A 16718-nucleotide genomic window follows, 5' to 3' on the forward strand; every position below is an offset into this window, starting at 1 on the left:
GACAGCGCTGTGACGTGCCGATGGCTAACCGCCAGCCGGGCAGCCCGATGTGCCTGATCCCGTCCCGGTCTATGAAGTTGTTTGAGGGTGCGTACCGGTCCCCGCTCCGGTGGGTACTCCTACAAGTTTTCTAGCACCCGGGCCCCGGGCAGGCAAGGGATTTCGGATACATGACACCGGATACGCCTATTGACCGAACGTTCATGAGAAAATAGCCGGTATGTCTCCAACTGATGCACCCACTAAGCGCGGCCGCCCGGGATACGACCAGCAGTCGGTGCTGCAGATCGCCGTCGAGGTCTTCAACCGGCACGGCTACGATGCCACATCCATGGGCATCCTCGCCGAAAACCTGGGAATTTCCAAGTCCGCCATCTACCACCACGTACCGTCCAAGGGCGACCTCCTCAAGCTCGCCCTGGAAGAGGCGCTGGGCGGTCTCGAGGGCATCCTGGAGCAGCCGCAGGCCCAGTCCGGGAGTGCCGAGGCGCGGCTGGAGTTCGTGCTCCGCCAGACGATCTCCGTGCTGGTGGAACGGCTTCCGTTCGTCACCCTGCTGCTGCGCCTGCGCGGCAACACGGACATTGAGCGCGACGCCATGGAACGTCGCCGCACCTTCGACCACAAGGTGGCTGCCCTCATCTCCGCCGCCCGCGACGAAGGCTCCCTGCGCGAGGACATCGATCCCCGCACGGTCACCCGGCTCCTCTTCGGCACCATCAACTCGATCGTCGAATGGTACAAGCCCGGCGGATCACTGTCCCCCGAAAAGCTGGCCGACGACGTCATCACAATGGCGTTCAACGGGCTCCACGCGTCACGCTGACCCCGTTCTTCCCCACACCTTCCCCGCCGCCGCCGGACAGCTGCCGGGGTGGTCATTGACGGCGCGATAAGTGGCGCTCACCCTGTACTCATGGCCACGAAGTTATCAGACGTCATCTTCGGCACTTTCCCCGATTTGCGCTACCAGCCCACCCCGAAAAGGGTCCGTGCCATGGCGGGCGGGAACGCCGTCGTCGACACGAACTACGCACTCCTGGTGTGGGAGCCCAAACGCATCACCCCCGTCTTCGCCGTCCCCGAAATGGACCTCCGGGCCGAGCTGGCGCCGCCCGGAGAGGAGACCGGCGACGTCCCCGAATACGGGGTAAAAATCATGCTGGACGCCCCGCCGTCGCTGGATCCGCGCACCGGTTTCGGGCGCCACACAGCGGCAGGCGAGGAGTTCGACGTCGTGACCTCCGACGCGAGGCTGCCCCGCGCGGCCTTCCGGCCGGCTGATCCGGACCTCGCCGGACACGTGGTGCTGGATTTCAACGCCTTCGACTGGCTCGAGGACGACGAGGAGATCATCGGCCATCCCCGCGATCCGTTCCACCGCGTGGACGTCCGGGCGTCGTCACTCACCGTTGAGGTAAGGCTCGACGACGTCACGCTGGCCGCCACGAACGGTGCGCAGCTGCTGTACGAAACCATGCTGCCGGTGCGCTACTACATCCCGCCGGCGGACGTCCGGCTGGACCTCATGGAGGCCGGCGACAAGAAGACGGTGTGCCCCTACAAGGGCACTGCAAGTTACCTGAGCTACCCGCCTGCCGAGAACGGCCGGAATGTCGCCTGGATGTACGACCAGCGCTTCCGCGACGCCGCGCAGATCCACGGGCTGGTGTGCTTCTTCAACGAACGCGTGGACATCACCGTGGACGGCGTCCGGCAGGAGCGGCCGGTCACGCCGTGGTCCACGCCGCCGGCCGGCTCACCCTGACGAGTGCACGGCGGTGTACCAGCCCGCATAGGCCAACACGGCGGAGAGCAGGACGACGGCCAGGCCGAGCAGGATCGCATGGTCCTTCTTGAAGAGCAGCGCCATCAGGTTGACCACCAGAACGCCCGCCACCACCAGGACCTGGAAGAGGCTATTCGCGGCAATCACCCGGGGCGACTCGAACATGCCGCCCGCACCAACCAGGTACGAGATGAGAAACCAGGACGGCAAGACCCAGGCCGGGAAAGCCAGCACGACCAGGTCCAGGATCCCCGCCGCCTTGCCGATCCTGGTCCGCGGCAGCCACCCGAGCCTGCGGCGGGTCGGGACCGGGGGCGATTGCCCTGGCTGCGGGTCAGTCATGGTGCGGCACCTCGCGTCTGCTGAAAAGGGGCGGCTGAAAGCGTCGGCTGTAAGGGAGAGTTAACGGAGAACAGCGCCCCGACGGACCGGGGCGCTGTTCCTCAGGCAGGGTGCCAGGACCTGCGGGTCAAAGCTGGTAATCCGCTACTGCGCCGATGTTCTCGTGCACGCAGAGGATGTTGTGCTCGGAGTCCATGAACCACGCGCACTTCTCGGAGTCAGTTGTACAAATGTGGTTCTCGGTCTTGAGATCCGGGAGATCGTAGTCCTGGAATGCGACGCCCTTGGCTTCCATTTCCCTGACTGTGCGTTCGATCTCGCTGACTTCGAAACTCAGGGTGGTGTGCTCTGAATGCTTACCATCCTTGACTGGCATCAGCTGCAGCATCGGGCCGCCCTCCGAGCCAAACAATTCGCTTCCGTCATCTGCCACGCCCCGGTGCGGGAGCCCCAAAGTGTCCGCATAAAAATGCCGGGCACGCTCTACATCATCGACTGGCAGGACTGTTGTGGCTTTGTTGAGTACTAGGGACATTTCGCCACCTCCTACGCTGAAAATCTTACGCCGGGGCGGACCAGAAAGATCTTACGAAACCCTCTCTCACTTCTGCCCCCAAAACGGCCGACCCTCTCTCACTTCTGCCCCCAAAACGGCCGACGCTCTCTCACTTCTGCCCCATGCGCTGAACGCAATCGCGGATGCCGGGGTTTGATGCCCCTTTGCAAATGAGAATGATTCTCATATACTCTCGAATCATGAATGTGACAGTTGTAAGTTCCCTGGATGGCTTCTGCCGGCAACAGGCCTGCGCCGCCCTGGCTGCGGATTCGCCCGGCGCCCTGGTTGTTTTCCACGACCTGCTCGAAGACGGGTTGGTCATCCGCCGGATCTTCAGGGATGGCACACGGATTGACCGTGACGAATCGCTACTGGAGCACGGCTGCCTCAGCTGCACCGTGCGCCTGCATGTGGTTCCCACCCTGGGCGGACTGTTGGAGCAGGGCTCACACATCATTCTGGGCCTGCCGCCTGCCGTGGCGTCAGCGACGGCCGTGGACGCACTATTGAAAGGCCTCGGGGCATCAGTCACAGTCGATTCGGCAGTGCTTGCCTGCACTCCCGATGCGGTGGAAGACCAGATCTGGGACCACCACACCTTGTTCGAGTCCGGTTTCACTCCGGTTGCGAGCGATGACCGGACTCCGGGGGAATTCCTGATCGGGGAACTCGCGTTCAGCGACACGGTCCTGCTGGCCGATCCCGCCCTGGTGCCGGTTGATCCTGATGCCCGGGAACGTGGCATGCAGCTCATCCGGGAACTGGCCCCCCACGCGAGGGTGACCACTGGCGACGGCGGCATCCGGCCGGGACGGCATGACCCGTCGGAGGCAACGGCCAGGACCAGGCCCGGCTCGGTGCGGGTACCTGCGCGGTCTTGCTCACCGTTCAGCACTGTGGTGCAGCGGATTGAGCGGCCCCTTCATCCTGAGCGCTTCCGGCACGCCTTGGCGGCGCTTGCGGAGGGATGCTGCTGGCTCCGTGGGCGTCTCTGGATGGCATCAGCTCCCGATTGCCGGATCGCCATCGAGGGCATCGGCCCGCGCGTGTGGCTTGAAAACACCGGACCCTGGCAGGCAGACCGGACATCCCGCCCGTCCATGCCCCCGGAGACCGGCCCCGACTCCGCACTCGACTGGCACCCGGAGTTCGGCGACCGCGGGACCGTCCTGGCCGTCACGGGCGACGAGGCCGACGCCGCAGAGGTCGCCGCGTTGCTTACGGCGTGCGAGCTGTCAGAGGCGGAGATGCTCTCGGGCACAGCCCCATTCCCTGATCCATTCGGCCTTAACCACCCAACCGAAACATCACAAAGGAGCACATCATGAAAGTTCGGAACTCGCTGCGGGCACTGAAGAAAATACCGGGAGCCCAGATCGTCCGCCGTCGCGGCCGCACCTTCGTTATCAATAAGAAGAACCCACGAATGAAGGCCCGCCAAGGCTAACCGGCGCCATGGACCGGCATTGCCGGCGTCGTATTTCGACACCCCTCCCACATCCTGCCCCCCCCAATGCACCAACGCCCTCTCACCACACAGGTGAGAGAGCGTTGGGGAAAATCCGGCAGGAAGTGAGAGAGCGTGGGGTTTCGACGGGCTCAACCACCGGATCGGTGATCGAGCCCGTCGAGCCCGTCGAGCCCGTCGGGGCCCGTCGAGCCCGTCGGGAGCCGTCGGGCGTGCTCGGGTTCCGAAGGGTTATTTTTCGACGAGCGTGAGGACGTCGTAGGTGGCTACGATTTCGTCCTTCTGGTTGGTGAGGACCGCGTCCCAGGCCACTTCGCCGTACTCGTCCGTCTCGCGCGGAGTGATCTTCTTGGCGGTCAGGGTGACACGGATGGAATCGCCCGCGGCCACCGGGGTGATGAAGCGCAGGCTCTCCAGGCCGTAATTGGCCAGCACGGGGCCCGGGGCAGGCTCCACGAACAGCCCGGCACCCCACGCCAGCAGCAGGTAGCCGTGCGCCACGATGCCAGGGAAGAACGGATTGGCCTCCGCAGCCTCCTGGTTGGTGTGGGCGTAGAACGTATCGCCCGTCGAGTTGGCGAACTTGGTGATCTCCTCCAGGCTCACTTCGCGCAGCTCGGAGCGGATCGCGTCGCCGATGTGCAGCGTGCTCAGGTGCTTGCGGAACGGGTGCTGGCCTTCGGTCTCGAGCGTGAAGTTACGGTCAGCGCCCGTGTGCCAGATGCCCGTGACGGCGGTGAGCATGTTGGGTGAACCCTGTATGGCGGTGCGCTGCATGTGGTGCATTACCGAACGGATACCACCCAGTTCTTCACCGCCGCCGGCACGTCCCGGACCGCCGTGGACCAGATGCGGGACCGGCGAACCGTGCCCGGTGGAGCTGCGGGCGTCCTCGCGGTTGAGCATCAGGACGCGGCCGTGGTGCGCGGCAATCCCGGTGACCAGTTCGCGGGCAACCTCGGGATCGTTGGTGCACACCGAAGCCACCAGCGAGCCGCCGCCACGGGCGGCGAGGCGCACGGCGTCGGCCAGGTCGGTGTAGCCGATCACCGAGGACACCGGGCCGAAGGCTTCCAGGGAGTGAACTTCCTCAGCCTCGGCATCCGCCCAGCTGAGCAACACCGGGGACATGAACGCACCGTCTTCGACGACGCCTTTGGCGCCGTCGGCGCGGGTGACTGACGGCGAATCCAGGGTGCCGTACGCAAGCTCGCCGCCGGCGTCGAGCATGGACTGAACAGCGGCGCGGACATCGGCCAGCTGCTCAAGGGAAGCGAGCGCACCCATGGTGACGCCCTCGGCACGGGGATCACCCAGCACCACGCGTTCCTCGATCCGGGCACCCACGGCGGCGACGACGTCGGACACCATGCCCTGCGGCACAATGGTGCGCCGGATGGAGGTGCACTTCTGGCCGGCCTTGACGGTCATTTCGGTGACCACGGACTTGATGAAGGCGTCGAACTCCGGGGTGCCCTTGACTGCGTCCGGGCCCAGGATGGCGGCGTTGAGCGAATCGGTCTCCGACGTGAAGCGGACGCCGCCGTTCACCACGTTCGGGTGCGACTTCAAGGAATTGGCCGTGGAGGCGGAGCCGGTGAAGGACACCAGGTCGCGGTAGTCGAGGTTGTCCAGGATGGTGCGGGCCGAGCCGGAGATGAGCTGCAGCGAACCCTTGGGCAGGATGTTGGACTCGATCATGGCCTTGACCACGGCCGCGGCCACGTAGCCCGTGGGAGTTGCGGGCTTGACGATGGTGGGAACACCGGCGATGAAGGCGGGCGCGAATTTCTCCAGCATGCCCCACACCGGGAAGTTGAAGGCGTTGATCTGCACGGCGACGCCCGGGATGCGGGTGTAGATGTGCTCGCCGGCGAAGGAACCGTCGCGGGACAGCACCTCCATGGGCCCATCCACCACCACCTGGGAGTTGGGCAGCTCGCGGCGGCCCTTGGAGCCGAAGGTGAAGAGCACGCCGATTCCGCCGTCGATGTCCACCATGGAATCGATCTTGGTGGCGCCGGTCTGGGCGGACAGCTCATAGAAGTGCTCGCGGCGGGCGTTGAGGTACTGTGCCAGTTCCTTGAGCTTGAGGGCGCGCTGGTGGAAGGTCAGCGTGCCGAGTTCCTTCTGGCCGGTGGTGCGTCCGTAATCCACGACGTCGGCAAGGTCCAGTCCCTCGGTGCTCACCTTGGCGAGGAGCTCGCCGGTGCTGGCATCCAGGACGGGGACGGCGGAAGCCGCCGCTTCGGCGTCGGGGGTCCACCAGGCGTCCCGGACAAAACTGGGAACAGTCTCCACAGTGTCCAGCGAGGATTTCGGAGCAGTTGCAGTGGTGGTCATCGTTGACGGGTCCTTCCAGCGCGGGGCAAGATCATCACAGCCAGTGCATTACTGACCGTCCGTTCGGTAATATGTCTACAGTACATGAATGTGCCTTGCTGCACACTAGAGAAGCCGGACTGGTTCCAATGCCGGTCCCGCCCGAGCAAGCCGTCCGCGGCACCCTAAGGAAAGAGAAGTGGCCATGCAGCCCGAAACCGGCAGCGCCGAACTGTGGAAGATCACGCTGGGGGAACTCGACGAGAAGATGGGCGTGAAGATCGTCGAGGAATCCGTGGAACGCGTTGTTGCCACGATGCCGGTGGAGGGCAACCGGCAGTCGTTCGGGCTGCTGCACGGCGGTGCTTCACTGGCCGTGGGCGAGGCCGTGGGCTCCTGGGCCGCGGTGATCCACGCCAGCACCATGGGCAAGACCGCCGTGGGCGTGGACGTCTCCGCCACCCACCACAAGTCGGCGCGCGAGGGCCAGATCACCATCACCGCCACACCCATCCACCTGGGCGGAACGCTGACCACGCACGAGGTCCTGCTCACCAACGAGGCCGGGCAGCGCCTGTGCACCCTAAGGATCACCAACCTTCTGATGGACCGGAAAAACTGACGCCAAAAAAGATCCATGGGTTTGCATCCACAGAGGACGTCCCGCAGGTAGTAAGGGCGTAAGCACAAACACAGCCCGTCACCGGGCATCCCTCTGAGGAGTTTGAAATGCGCAAAACAACGTATGCCGCCGGAGCACTGTCGCTCGCGGCCGCACTGGCCTTCGCGACCCCGGCACAGGCCGGCGGCTGGCACCACGACGATGACCCCGCCAAGCTCTCGGTCCTGCACGGCGTGCCCGGCCTGACCGTGGACGTATGGGTGGACGGCAAACTCACCCTGGATGACTTCACTCCCGGAACCTTGGCCGGCCCGCTGGAGCTGGATGCCGGCGACTACGAGATCGCCATCACCGCCGCGGACGCCACCAGTGCCGACAACCCGGTGATCGGGCCGGTGAACGTTGAACTCGACGAGGGCGGCAACTACACCGCGGTGGCCCACCTTGACGCCGAAGGTGCCCCCACGGCCACGCTCTTCACCAACGACACCAAGGCTCCCCGCAACGACAAGAAGGGCAAGCTGACGGTCAGGCACGTAGCCGCAGCTCCCGCCGTCGACGTCCTGGCCGGCGGATCGGCAGTAATCGAGGGACTCAGCAATCCGGACGAGGCCACCCTGAAGCTCAAAGCCGGAACCATTTCGGCGTCCGTGGCCGCGGCCGGGACCACCGATCCCGTGATCGGGCCGGCTGACATCACGGTCGAGGGCGGCAAGAACACGATCGTCTACGCCTGGGGAAGCCTGGCCGACGGCACCCTGGCCGTGGCTGTCCAGGTTGTTGATTCCGAGGACCGGTGGCACGGCCGTCACTGAGGCGGCCCGCAGGAACGACGTGCGCCATCACTGATCGCCATTACCGGCGGGGCCGCCTGACGGGCGGCCCCGCCGTCGTTTCCGCGCCGCGCAGGCGGGCGAACGCAACGTCGCGCCGGTGCGCTAACGCGACGTCCCGCCGTCGTGCTTCAGAGTGCCCCGCCCGCCGCTTCCGGCGTGCCGGACTCCTGCCCTCCGCCGCCGTGACTCCCATGCCCGCCGCCATGGTGGCCGCCATGCCCGGCGCCGCCCCCGGCGTCACCCACCCGCTCGCGGGCCAGGAACATCTCGACGTCGAAGAGGTTGTCCGCCCGGCGCGCGACGTTGAGGAGCGTGGACATGGACGCGACCTCTTCCACCTGCTCCTTGAGGAACCAGAGCATGAACTGTTCGCCCAGCGGGTCGTTTTCGGCCCTCGCCGCGGCGAAGAGTTCCTTGATGCGGTCCGTGACCTCAATTTCCTGCGCCAGGGCCAGGACCAGGGGCTCCTCCGCCGAAGTGAAGTCGTTCCGGACCGGGTCGATGCCGGGAATCGAAATCCTGATGCCGCGGTCCAGGATGTACCGGACCATCATCATCGCGTGGTTCCGCTCCTCCAGCGACTGCCGATAGAAATGCTTGGCAAGCCTGGGCAGATCCTGCCCGTCGAACCACGCCGCAATGGCGATGTACTGCTGGGACGCTGCGAAAGCGGCGGTCAAGGCCCCGTACTATGGCGGAGCGCCAGCGGGCACGGCATAATGTGGTTCCACAGGTCTCACTGCCGCTCGAAGGAGCCATTGATGACGCCTCCCGGCCCGCACGATTGGGATCCCGCTCTCGATCATGCGTTCGCGGCCGGGCAGGAAGCGGCCCTCGCCGAGGCCTACCGGCGGCTGAGCCCGCTCGTGTACACCCTGGCGCTGCGGTCCCTGGGGGAACGGGCAGCAGCCGACGACGTCACCCAGGAAGTCTTCATCCGGGCCTGGAAGTCACGCCTCAGCTACCGGCCCGAGGCCGCGCGGCTGCCTGCCTGGCTGGTGGGGATCACCCGCAATGCCATCTCCGATGCCCTGTCCGCCCGGATGCGCCGCCAGGAGCTGGAACATGCTGCGGGCCAGTTCGTCGGCGATGAGCGCGGCGCCGGACCGCTGGCTGCTGACGTGGAAGCCGTGGCCGACCGCATAACCTTGGAGGAAGAGCTGGAGCGGTTGGGCGATCCACAGAAAGCGATCATGAAGCTGGCGTTCTACGAGGACCTCACGCACGATCAGATTTCGTCGCGCCTGCAGCTGCCCCTGGGAACCGTCAAGAGCCATATCCGTCGCAGCCTTTCGCGGATGCGCACCCGCCTGGAGGTGGGCCATGAAGCATCTTGACGATGAGCAGCTGAGCCTGATGGCCCTTGGTGAACCCGCCCTGACGCCGGCCGAGGCTGACCACCTGGCGTTTTGCCCTGAATGTGCAGGCACTCTGGCGGCCTTGGAACGCACCGTCCGCGCCGCCACCGTGGATCCCGCGGAAGTGGAACTGGCCACGCCCGGACCGCACAACTGGGCAGCCATCCATCAGGCATTGGGCCTCTCCCCGGAGCAGGCGCAGGACCCGTTGAGCCGGCCGGCCTCCGCAGAAAGGACGACGGCGGGAACAGGCACCGCGGCGCCGGTCACCCCTCCGACACCACTTAGGCCGCGCGCCGCATCCGCCAAGGCAGCTGCCCGGCGGTGGGTGGCCATGGCCGCGGCGGCAGGGATCGTGGTGGGCGCCGCTGCAGTGTGGGCCGGCTACAACGTCCTCGGGCAAGGCCCGGAAGCAGTGCCTTCGCCCACGCCGACGGCCCCGCAGGCAGTGGTCGTTGCCCAGGCTCCGCTGCAGCCCCTGAAGTCCTACACCGCCAGCGGCAAGGCCCTGGTGGAGGAGCTTCCCGACGGCACACGCCAGCTGGTGGTGCAGCTCTCGGAGGGCCAAATCAGCGGTTACCGGGAGGTCTGGGTGATCTCGCCGGACCTCTCCAAGCTGGTCAGCCTTGGCGTGCTGGACGGCGAGCCCGGCGTCTTCGCCATCCCCGCTGGCCTCGACCTTGCCCAGTACCCCATCGTGGATGTGTCCAACGAGCCGTTCGACGGCAACCCCGCACATTCGTCCGACAGCATTGCGCGGGGCGAACTGGCCGCGGAAGGCTGAGCAGCCGCACGCCGCCCAGTACACCGTTTCCCCGTGCGAAGAAGTGCCAGTCGGCCCGGACCTTTGGCTGGCCGATTTCCAGTAGCGCCGAGTTTTTGTCCACTTATCGCGAGATATGGCCCCTTTTGGACGCGATAAGTGGACAAAAACTCGCGGGCGTCTTGCTCACCGGCGGGAGCGCCGCCTGGCAAGGATCAGGGCGACACCGCCGAGCAGCAGCACACCTGCCCCGACACCGGCCGCGGTGAGCAAGCCGTCGGCGCCGGTGGCCGGCAACTGGCCCGAGATGCCTGCCGGGGTGACGCCGGCGGGAACAACAACCGGTGCCGGGTCAACCGCGAAGGTGAGGTTCACCGGGGCGGAGGCCGCGCCGTCGACCGTTTGGCGGACCGTCACGGTGTGGGTTCCGGCCGCGAGCCCTGCCGGCAGCGACGCGCTCCAGGCCCCGTCCGAGGCGGCCTGCACCGGTACGCCATCCACCGTGACGGTCACCGCGGCGCCCTTCACAGCTGATCCGGTGATCCGCCGGGGAACGGCGTCGTGCGCGAAACGCTGACCGTCCCGGATGTTGGCAACCGCAGGCGACGGCGGCACCACTGTGAAGCTCCGACTCGCCGCCGGGCTTGCGGCGACGCCCCGGGCGGTCTGCACCGCCTTGACGGTGAAGGATCCGTACCTCGCCCCGCCTGTCACCGGCACTGCCCATTTCCCGTCCAGCCCCACCACGGCCTGGCCGGTGGTGTCGCCGGAAAGTTCCACCGTGGCACCGGGCGTTCCGGTGCCCTCAATGCGTTCGAGGGCCGTGAGCGCGGCACCCTCGGCCGGGCCGGCAATGGCAGGTGCCGGGAGCTCCGACGGCAGCACTGTGACGTCGAAGGTGCTGGCTCCGGAGTGGCTGAAGCCGTTCACGGTTTCGGCGATGAACCGAAGCCGGCCTGCGGGTGAGGGGGCTGTGAACTGCCATTGCCCGGCGGAGTCCACGGGCACCTCCACAGGTTCGTGCCCGGGCACGGCGATGCGGACCTTCGATCCCGCGGCGACGGCGGAGGCGGGGGCCGCCGGGACCTGCCCGGTGATGGTCTGGCCGAGTGCCACTCCGCCGCCGTCGGCCGGTTCCGTGAGCAGGGGTTTGTTGAGGAACAGCTGAAGCTGCACGCCGGGAAGCCGGGTCATGGCGTCCTCCAGCGTGGTGGCAACGGCGAAGTTGTTGATCGGCTGGCCGGGAACGACCTGGTCCCCCGCGGAGTGGGTGCCGACGGCGAAGTTGCCGCTGATCCAAGGTCCGCCGGAGTCGCCGCCGCTGGACTGGACGGAGGTGGACAGGAAGCCGCGGAAGGCCCGGAGGTCGGACGGGTCGGCGGTGAAACCGCCCACGACGTAGATGCCCACTTCGTCCACGGTGCCGCAGGACCAGCGGGCGGTCCGGCCGGACCGGCAGACGGCCTGTCCGGGCGACGGCGACGCGGTTCCGATGATCTTCACGGCCGTGGATCCGGGGTCCGCGGGCGCGTCCCAGCGGGAAGTTGCGGGCTGAACGTCGAGCCCCGGCCGGATGTCCCCGATCTCCGCGATGTCCGTGCCCACGTTTCCGGGGTTGGCCTCGTCGCCGGTGATCCAGGAGTTGCCCGGGCCGCCGAACTGGCTGAAGCCCAGGGTGCCGAGCAGTTTGTTCGCGGGCGATTCCGGGCTCTCCACGTTGGCCGTGGTGAGGGTGCCGTCTTCGGTGCAGTGGCCGGCAGTGAGGACCAGCGGTTTCCCGTCCGGGCTGTACGCACCGTAACCGGCGGAGCAGATGACGCCGTTGTTGAGGACGTAGCCTTGCCCGCCGAAGAAGTCCTCCTCCGGGGCCAGCGGGGCCCCCTCTTCCAGGCGGACGTTTGAATAGCGCGCCACGAATTCGGACGGCGAGGGCGACGCCGCCAAGCGCCCGGGGGTTGCCGGGTTAGCCGGGGCGCCTTCGGCCTCCGGCTGGTTGGTGCCGCCGGTGCGGATCACAAAGCTGCCGTTGGCGTACGCCACAGCCTGAAGGCCTTCGGCGCCTACCTCGCGGACATAGTCCTTGAACAGCTGGTCCGTGCTGGCCGCGACGCGTTCCGGCGCAGGCTGGGCCGGCCCTGAGGGGGTGGCCGCCGAAGGCGCCGGCGATGCGGCCGGTGATGCGGCCGGTGATGCGGCCGGCGGCGCCGGCACCGCACTGGACGCCACAAGCACAAAATCTCCGGGTCCCGCGGCATTGAGTTCCGCCACCCGGGCGTCGAGCTCCGGGCCGCTGCCCTCGACCACAATCCGGCCGTCTTTCAAGCTGATTCCCACGTAGCCGGGCATTCCGCGCAAGGAGGCAACGGCGTCGGCCGCGCGTTTGCCCTGGTCACCGGCGGCGTTGAACTGCTCCAGTGTCATGCCCAGGTCGCGGAGGATGGCCTCCGTCAGGCCGGCGTCGCTGATGGCGGGCGCGGAACCGCCCGCAGCGGGCGATGCCGTCGCCGGGGGCGCCGTCGCGGCCGGCGCCGGGGTGGTTACGACCGGCGCCGATACGGTGGGGTCGGGAACCGGCGAACCGGACTCTGCGACGGCGGGGACCGCCAGGAAGGTGCCGCCGAACGCCAAGGCGGCACAAGCGGCCAGCCCCAGGGCGCGGTTGAACTGGTTCCGGCCGGAATGATGCGTCAAGGTGTCCCCCATAGTGTGTTTACGTCGTCACCCTGGCTGCCAGCCGCGAGCGGATGGCATCCAGTTCGGCCACGGTGACCCCGTGCCGCAAGAGATAGTTCCGGGTATCCAGGCCGCGGACGAATTCCAGGGTTCCGCCGCCGCGCTTCTCCAGCAGCGGCACCAGCACCTCCTCCGCCAGGTAGCGCTCGTGCTTGTGCGGCGGACCCACGAGCCGGTGGCGCTCATTGATGCCCCGCATGGCCGCCTGGTAACCGGTCACAATCTCATGATCACCGGCACCGGAGAGGTCCTGGAGCATCGCAGCCACCATTCCGCTGCGGTCCCGGCCCGCGGAGCAGTGGATCACCACACCGGCGGGTGCCGCTGCAACCGCCTTGAAGACGGCCACGAGCTTTTCCGGAAACAGCCGGGCATTGGCCGCGTAGCAAGCAGGATCGTTCAGGTACGGCGAGCACAACTCTTTGAACTCCGGGTGGTCCGGATCCTCCGTGGGAGCATGCACCACGTCGAACGCCGCCAGCACCTCAGCACTCACCTTGGGATCCGCGTCCCTCAGCCCGTGTTCCGAAGGGTTCCGGAGGTCGATCACGGTGCGGACGCCGTCGTCGTACGCCTGTTTCCAGCCCGTCTCGGTGACCCATTCCCGACGCCCCATCCGGAACACGCTGCCGGAAATGCGCCAGGCATTCACGGCTCCGTCCCAGTGCACGGGCTGTCCAGGCTGTTCCATCCAGACAGCTAATCACAGACCCCCGTCATCCGGCACGGGTACCCGCCGGAAAATGGGGTGGCGCCCTGCGAATAAACGGGTATTCCGGCCCGTGTCCGGCGGGCGGGCGGCCGGGTACCGTTGGGCGTACTTGCGGCTTGGCCGCCGGCCCGCGGCCCAACAGCCCGGCGCACAGTTCAGCACAAAGGGGAAACTGATGAGTGACCGGATATTACGACGGCGGCGCGCGGCGTACGCTGCCGGCCTGGCAACGCTTGCCCTGGCTTTGGGAACCGCGGCAGGGCCGGCGGGAGCGGCGCCTGCAGGGGCACTTGATTACATAGCGGTAGGTGACTCCTACACCGCGGGAACCGGTGCGGGTGCGGCCGTCAGGCCGCCCGAAGCGACGTGCTGGCAGAGCAGCCCGGGGTACGTTGCCGACGTCGACAAAACAGGCCGAGTGTCCCTGGTGGTCAATGCCGCCTGCCACGGGGCACTCCTTTTTTCGGGCGATGACCCGCTCCAGGAACAAATCAGCGTCACCACCCAGCTCACGGGCCTCGTCGGCGCAGGCAAACTGAATCCGTCCACCGGAATCGTCACCATCACCGCCGGAGCCAACGACGCGGGAGTGAGCCAAGTGCTGGGGGCCTGCGCCGCCTACGGCGATGAAGTGTGCGCCGGTGCTGTGGCGTCCTCCGAAAGCGGGATGGGTCAGGTGGGTGAGGCGCTCGCTTACACCTACGGGCGGATTCACACGGCGGCTCCGTCCGCGAAGATCGCCGTCCTGGGGTATCCAAGGCTGTTCGAGCCGGCGGACGGGAACCCGTATTTTTCCGCGGAAGAGCAGCGGCTGATCAACCGGGCCACCGACAGTCTCAACACCGCCATCGCCACGGCAGTCTCAAATGCCAATGCGTTCGGGGCGAACGCGCAGTTTGTCGACGTCACAGCGAGGTTTGCCGGGCATGCCGTGAACTCCACCGATCCGTGGATCGCCTACGACGGCGGGAATCCCCTGGCGGATTCCAACTTCCACCCGACCCCCACCGGGCACCGTGCCTATGCCACGGCGGTGATGGCGGAGGTCAAGCCGGGCACCTTGGCGAGGTAGAGGCCTGTTGGCGAGGTAGGGGCCTGTTGGCGAGGTAGGGGCCTGGCCAATCCGGACCGCGTGGGCCATGGCTCCCCGATCCGGGGCTCGGCCGCCTAGCGCCGCTTAGCCAGCCTGAACTCCAGGCCGGCACGGACCATGGGCCACTCATGTTCGAGGATCGAGAACACCACTGTGTCCCGGAGCTGCCCGTCAGCCGTCCGGGTGTGGCTGCGGAGCACGCCGTCCTGCTTGGCTCCGAGCCGCGCAATCGCCTCCCGGGACTGGTGGTTGAGCCAGTGCGTCCGGAACTCGACGGCCGGGCAACCCAGCGTTTCAAAGGCGTGCCGGAGCAGGAGCAGCTTGGAGTCCGCGTTGGTTCCGGTGCCGTGCGAAGAAGCCGCATTCCACGTGGAACCGATCTCCACGCGGGGAGTGGCGGCGTCGATATTCATGTACGTGGTCATCCCGATCACCCGGCCGGGACCGCCGGTGGCGGGATCAAGGAGGCGCGTGGTGAACGGGAGCATGGAGCCGACTTCCTGGAGCCGGAGCCGGCGGTCGATCTCTGCGGCCATGCCCTCCGGGCCGGGCACGCTGGTGTACCAGAGCTTCCAGAGTTCACCGTCGCGGGCAGCCTCCACCAAGCCGTCGTGGTGCGCGCGGCTCAGCGGTTCGAGAACGACGTGTTGACCGGTCAGCGTGATGGGTTCGATGGAAGTCACCGGACCATCCTAGGGGCAGCGGCTAGGCTGTTGGGATGATCACAGTAGCGGGAACCGTCAGCTCTCCCCTCGGGGCAGAGGAAGCCTTTACCTACCTGTCAGCTTTCGAACACACCGCTGAATGGGATCCGGGCACCCCTGTGGTGAAGAAGCTCTCCGAGGGCCCCGTTGCCGTGGGCCACCGGTACCACGCCGAAGCGGAGTTCCGGGGCAAGCGTCAGACCCTCATCTACGAAGTGGTGGAGTTGACCGGCAGCCACATCAAGCTCCGGGGCGAAAACAAAACCGTCATCTCCGAGGACTCAATCGATGTCTCCCCGGACGGGACCGGCTGCACGGTGCAGTACACGGCGGAATTCCAGCTCAAGGGCGCGCTCAAGCTCATTGAACCGTTCATGAAGCCTGCGTTCATGTCGCTCCGGGACCCTGCGATGAATGGCCTGAAGTCCGCCCTCGACGCGCGGGCCGGGCGCTAGGCTTTCCGGGTCCTCAGCTTTCCGGGTCCTCAGCTTTCCGGGCGCAAGGCCCGGAACCCGCCCGGAACCCGCCCGTGGGCCGCGAACCCTAAGCCGGCCAGTCGAAGAATCCCTTGCCGGTTTTCCGACCCAGTTCGCCGCGGGCCACTTTGTCGCGCAGGATTTGCGGCGGAGCGAAGCGCTCCCCCAGCGTGGACTGCAGGTACTCCGCGATGCCCAGCCGGACGTCCAGGCCCACAATGTCAGTGGTCCGCAGCGGCCCGGTGGGGTGCTTGTAGCCCAGCACCATGGCGTTGTCGATGTCCTCTGCGGACGCGACGCCTTCCTCCACCATGCGCATGGCTTCCAGGGCAATCGCCACGCCCAGGCGCGACGAGGCAAAGCCGGGAGCGTCATTGACGACGACGGCGGTCTTGCCGAGCGCCTCCACCCACCTTTTCGCCGCGGCGGCCAGGTCCGGGGACGTCTGCTCGCCGAGTACCACCTCGATGAGCGTGGACGCGGGAACCGGGTTGAAGAAGTGCAGGCCCAGGAAGTTCCCCGGGCGCTTGAGTTCGCGGGCCAGGCCGTTGACGGACAGCGAGGACGTGTTGGAGGCGAGGTAGGCGTCGTCGGAGAGGCGCTCCTCGATTCCGCGGAGGGAGGAGACCTTCAGGTCCCAGTCCTCCGGAACGGCCTCCACCACCAGCTGGCGGTCCTTGAAGTCGTCATAGTCCACCGTCACGGAGAGCCTGGAGACCATCTCGTCCAGGTTGCCGTCCGTGGCGCCGCGCTCGATGCTCTTGGCGGCCGCGGATTCCACGCGTTCCCGGGCGGCTTCGGCCGAGGCTTCGTCCCGCTCCACCACCAGGACGTTGGCTCCGTTGATCAGGAAGGCGTGGGCGATGCCCGCCCCCATCCGGCCGCCGCCGAGGACGCCGACAGTTGCGGGCAGGCCCGCCGGAAGTACGGAATTGCCCATG

The 16718-nt window shown here is 67.0% G+C and carries 18 protein-coding genes; 10 read left to right on the forward strand and 8 right to left on the reverse strand.

Annotated features, from left to right (window positions below):
• Positions 1 to 220 precede the first annotated feature (220 nt).
• Positions 221 to 826, forward strand: a complete 606-nt coding sequence (locus ACSQ12_RS16860; protein WP_436066173.1) for a TetR/AcrR family transcriptional regulator — start codon at positions 221 to 223, stop codon at positions 824 to 826.
• A gap of 90 nt (positions 827 to 916) precedes the next feature.
• Complete coding sequence (locus tag ACSQ12_RS16865) at positions 917 to 1768, forward strand: DUF427 domain-containing protein (RefSeq protein ID WP_436066174.1); 852 nt, start codon at positions 917 to 919, stop codon at positions 1766 to 1768.
• Here the strand turns inward: ACSQ12_RS16865 and ACSQ12_RS16870 are convergent.
• Together ACSQ12_RS16870 and ACSQ12_RS16875 are read right to left on the reverse strand one after the other, a co-directional pair.
• Positions 1760 to 2131, reverse strand: coding sequence for a hypothetical protein (locus ACSQ12_RS16870; protein ID WP_436066175.1), 372 nt, complete (start codon positions 2129 to 2131; stop codon positions 1760 to 1762). The genes ACSQ12_RS16865 and ACSQ12_RS16870 overlap by 9 nt on opposite strands.
• A gap of 127 nt (positions 2132 to 2258) precedes the next feature.
• On the reverse strand, positions 2259 to 2666 hold the full coding sequence (locus tag ACSQ12_RS16875; RefSeq protein WP_209742628.1) for a VOC family protein: 408 nt from the start codon (positions 2664 to 2666) through the stop codon (positions 2259 to 2261).
• A 221-nt stretch (positions 2667 to 2887) separates the two neighbouring features.
• Between ACSQ12_RS16875 and ACSQ12_RS16880 the strand changes: the two genes are divergently transcribed.
• A complete protein-coding gene (locus ACSQ12_RS16880; protein ID WP_436066176.1) occupies positions 2888 to 4018 on the forward strand; it encodes a GTP-binding protein in 1131 nt (376 codons plus the stop codon).
• Positions 4015 to 4137 (forward strand): type B 50S ribosomal protein L36, encoded by a 123-nt coding sequence (gene ykgO, locus ACSQ12_RS16885; RefSeq protein WP_011693081.1) that lies wholly within the window; start codon positions 4015 to 4017, stop codon positions 4135 to 4137. Before ACSQ12_RS16880 ends, ykgO begins: the two co-directional genes overlap by 4 nt.
• A gap of 252 nt (positions 4138 to 4389) precedes the next feature.
• Here the strand turns inward: ykgO and paaZ are convergent, their stop codons facing one another.
• Positions 4390 to 6501: a phenylacetic acid degradation bifunctional protein PaaZ gene (gene paaZ, locus ACSQ12_RS16890; protein ID WP_209742626.1), complete on the reverse strand. Its 2112-nt coding sequence runs from the start codon at positions 6499 to 6501 to the stop codon at positions 4390 to 4392.
• A 184-nt stretch (positions 6502 to 6685) separates the two neighbouring features.
• Between paaZ and ACSQ12_RS16895 the strand changes: the two genes are divergently transcribed.
• Positions 6686 to 7102, forward strand: a complete 417-nt coding sequence (locus ACSQ12_RS16895; RefSeq protein WP_043430976.1) for a PaaI family thioesterase — start codon at positions 6686 to 6688, stop codon at positions 7100 to 7102.
• 107 nt (positions 7103 to 7209) lie between these two features.
• Positions 7210 to 7917, forward strand: a complete 708-nt coding sequence (locus tag ACSQ12_RS16900) for a DUF4397 domain-containing protein (RefSeq protein ID WP_436066177.1) — start codon at positions 7210 to 7212, stop codon at positions 7915 to 7917.
• 149 nt (positions 7918 to 8066) lie between these two features.
• On the opposite strand, the gene ACSQ12_RS16905 is transcribed toward ACSQ12_RS16900, so the two are convergent.
• Entirely contained in the window at positions 8067 to 8618 is a 552-nt protein-coding gene (locus ACSQ12_RS16905) for a ferritin (protein WP_436066178.1), read from the reverse strand.
• A gap of 81 nt (positions 8619 to 8699) precedes the next feature.
• Here ACSQ12_RS16905 and ACSQ12_RS16910 point away from each other — a divergent pair, with 81 nt between their 5' ends.
• Both ACSQ12_RS16910 and ACSQ12_RS16915 read left to right on the forward strand, forming a co-directional pair.
• Positions 8700 to 9275: an RNA polymerase sigma factor gene (locus ACSQ12_RS16910; RefSeq protein WP_436066179.1), complete on the forward strand. Its 576-nt coding sequence runs from the start codon at positions 8700 to 8702 to the stop codon at positions 9273 to 9275.
• Positions 9262 to 10080 carry an anti-sigma factor gene (locus ACSQ12_RS16915; RefSeq protein ID WP_436066180.1) on the forward strand — a complete coding sequence of 273 codons (819 nt, stop codon included), beginning with the start codon at positions 9262 to 9264 and terminating at the stop codon, positions 10078 to 10080. Before ACSQ12_RS16910 ends, ACSQ12_RS16915 begins: the two co-directional genes overlap by 14 nt.
• A 165-nt stretch (positions 10081 to 10245) precedes the next feature.
• Here ACSQ12_RS16915 and ACSQ12_RS16920 read toward each other — a convergent pair whose 3' ends face one another.
• Positions 10246 to 12750: an LPXTG cell wall anchor domain-containing protein gene (locus ACSQ12_RS16920; protein WP_436066181.1), complete on the reverse strand. Its 2505-nt coding sequence runs from the start codon at positions 12748 to 12750 to the stop codon at positions 10246 to 10248.
• Positions 12751 to 12769: 19 nt separating this feature from the next.
• Positions 12770 to 13483 (reverse strand): tyrosine-protein phosphatase, encoded by a 714-nt coding sequence (locus tag ACSQ12_RS16925; RefSeq protein WP_436066182.1) that lies wholly within the window; start codon positions 13481 to 13483, stop codon positions 12770 to 12772.
• A gap of 196 nt (positions 13484 to 13679) precedes the next feature.
• On the opposite strand from ACSQ12_RS16925, the gene ACSQ12_RS16930 reads away from it, so the two are divergent.
• A complete protein-coding gene (locus ACSQ12_RS16930) occupies positions 13680 to 14576 on the forward strand; it encodes an SGNH/GDSL hydrolase family protein (protein ID WP_436066183.1) in 897 nt (298 codons plus the stop codon).
• Positions 14577 to 14671: 95 nt separating this feature from the next.
• Here ACSQ12_RS16930 and ACSQ12_RS16935 read toward each other — a convergent pair whose 3' ends face one another.
• On the reverse strand, positions 14672 to 15280 hold the full coding sequence (locus tag ACSQ12_RS16935) for a GNAT family N-acetyltransferase (RefSeq protein ID WP_436066184.1): 609 nt from the start codon (positions 15278 to 15280) through the stop codon (positions 14672 to 14674).
• Between the two features lie 35 nt (positions 15281 to 15315).
• Here ACSQ12_RS16935 and ACSQ12_RS16940 point away from each other — a divergent pair, with 35 nt between their 5' ends.
• Entirely contained in the window at positions 15316 to 15756 is a 441-nt protein-coding gene (locus ACSQ12_RS16940; RefSeq protein WP_436066185.1) for an SRPBCC family protein, read from the forward strand.
• A gap of 88 nt (positions 15757 to 15844) precedes the next feature.
• Here ACSQ12_RS16940 and ACSQ12_RS16945 read toward each other — a convergent pair whose 3' ends face one another.
• Positions 15845 to 16717: a 3-hydroxyacyl-CoA dehydrogenase family protein gene (locus ACSQ12_RS16945; RefSeq protein WP_436066186.1), complete on the reverse strand. Its 873-nt coding sequence runs from the start codon at positions 16715 to 16717 to the stop codon at positions 15845 to 15847.
• Position 16718 lies beyond the last annotated feature (1 nt).

The organism is Arthrobacter sp. LjRoot14 (assembly GCF_964253905.1).
Classification (GTDB): domain Bacteria; phylum Actinomycetota; class Actinomycetes; order Actinomycetales; family Micrococcaceae; genus Arthrobacter.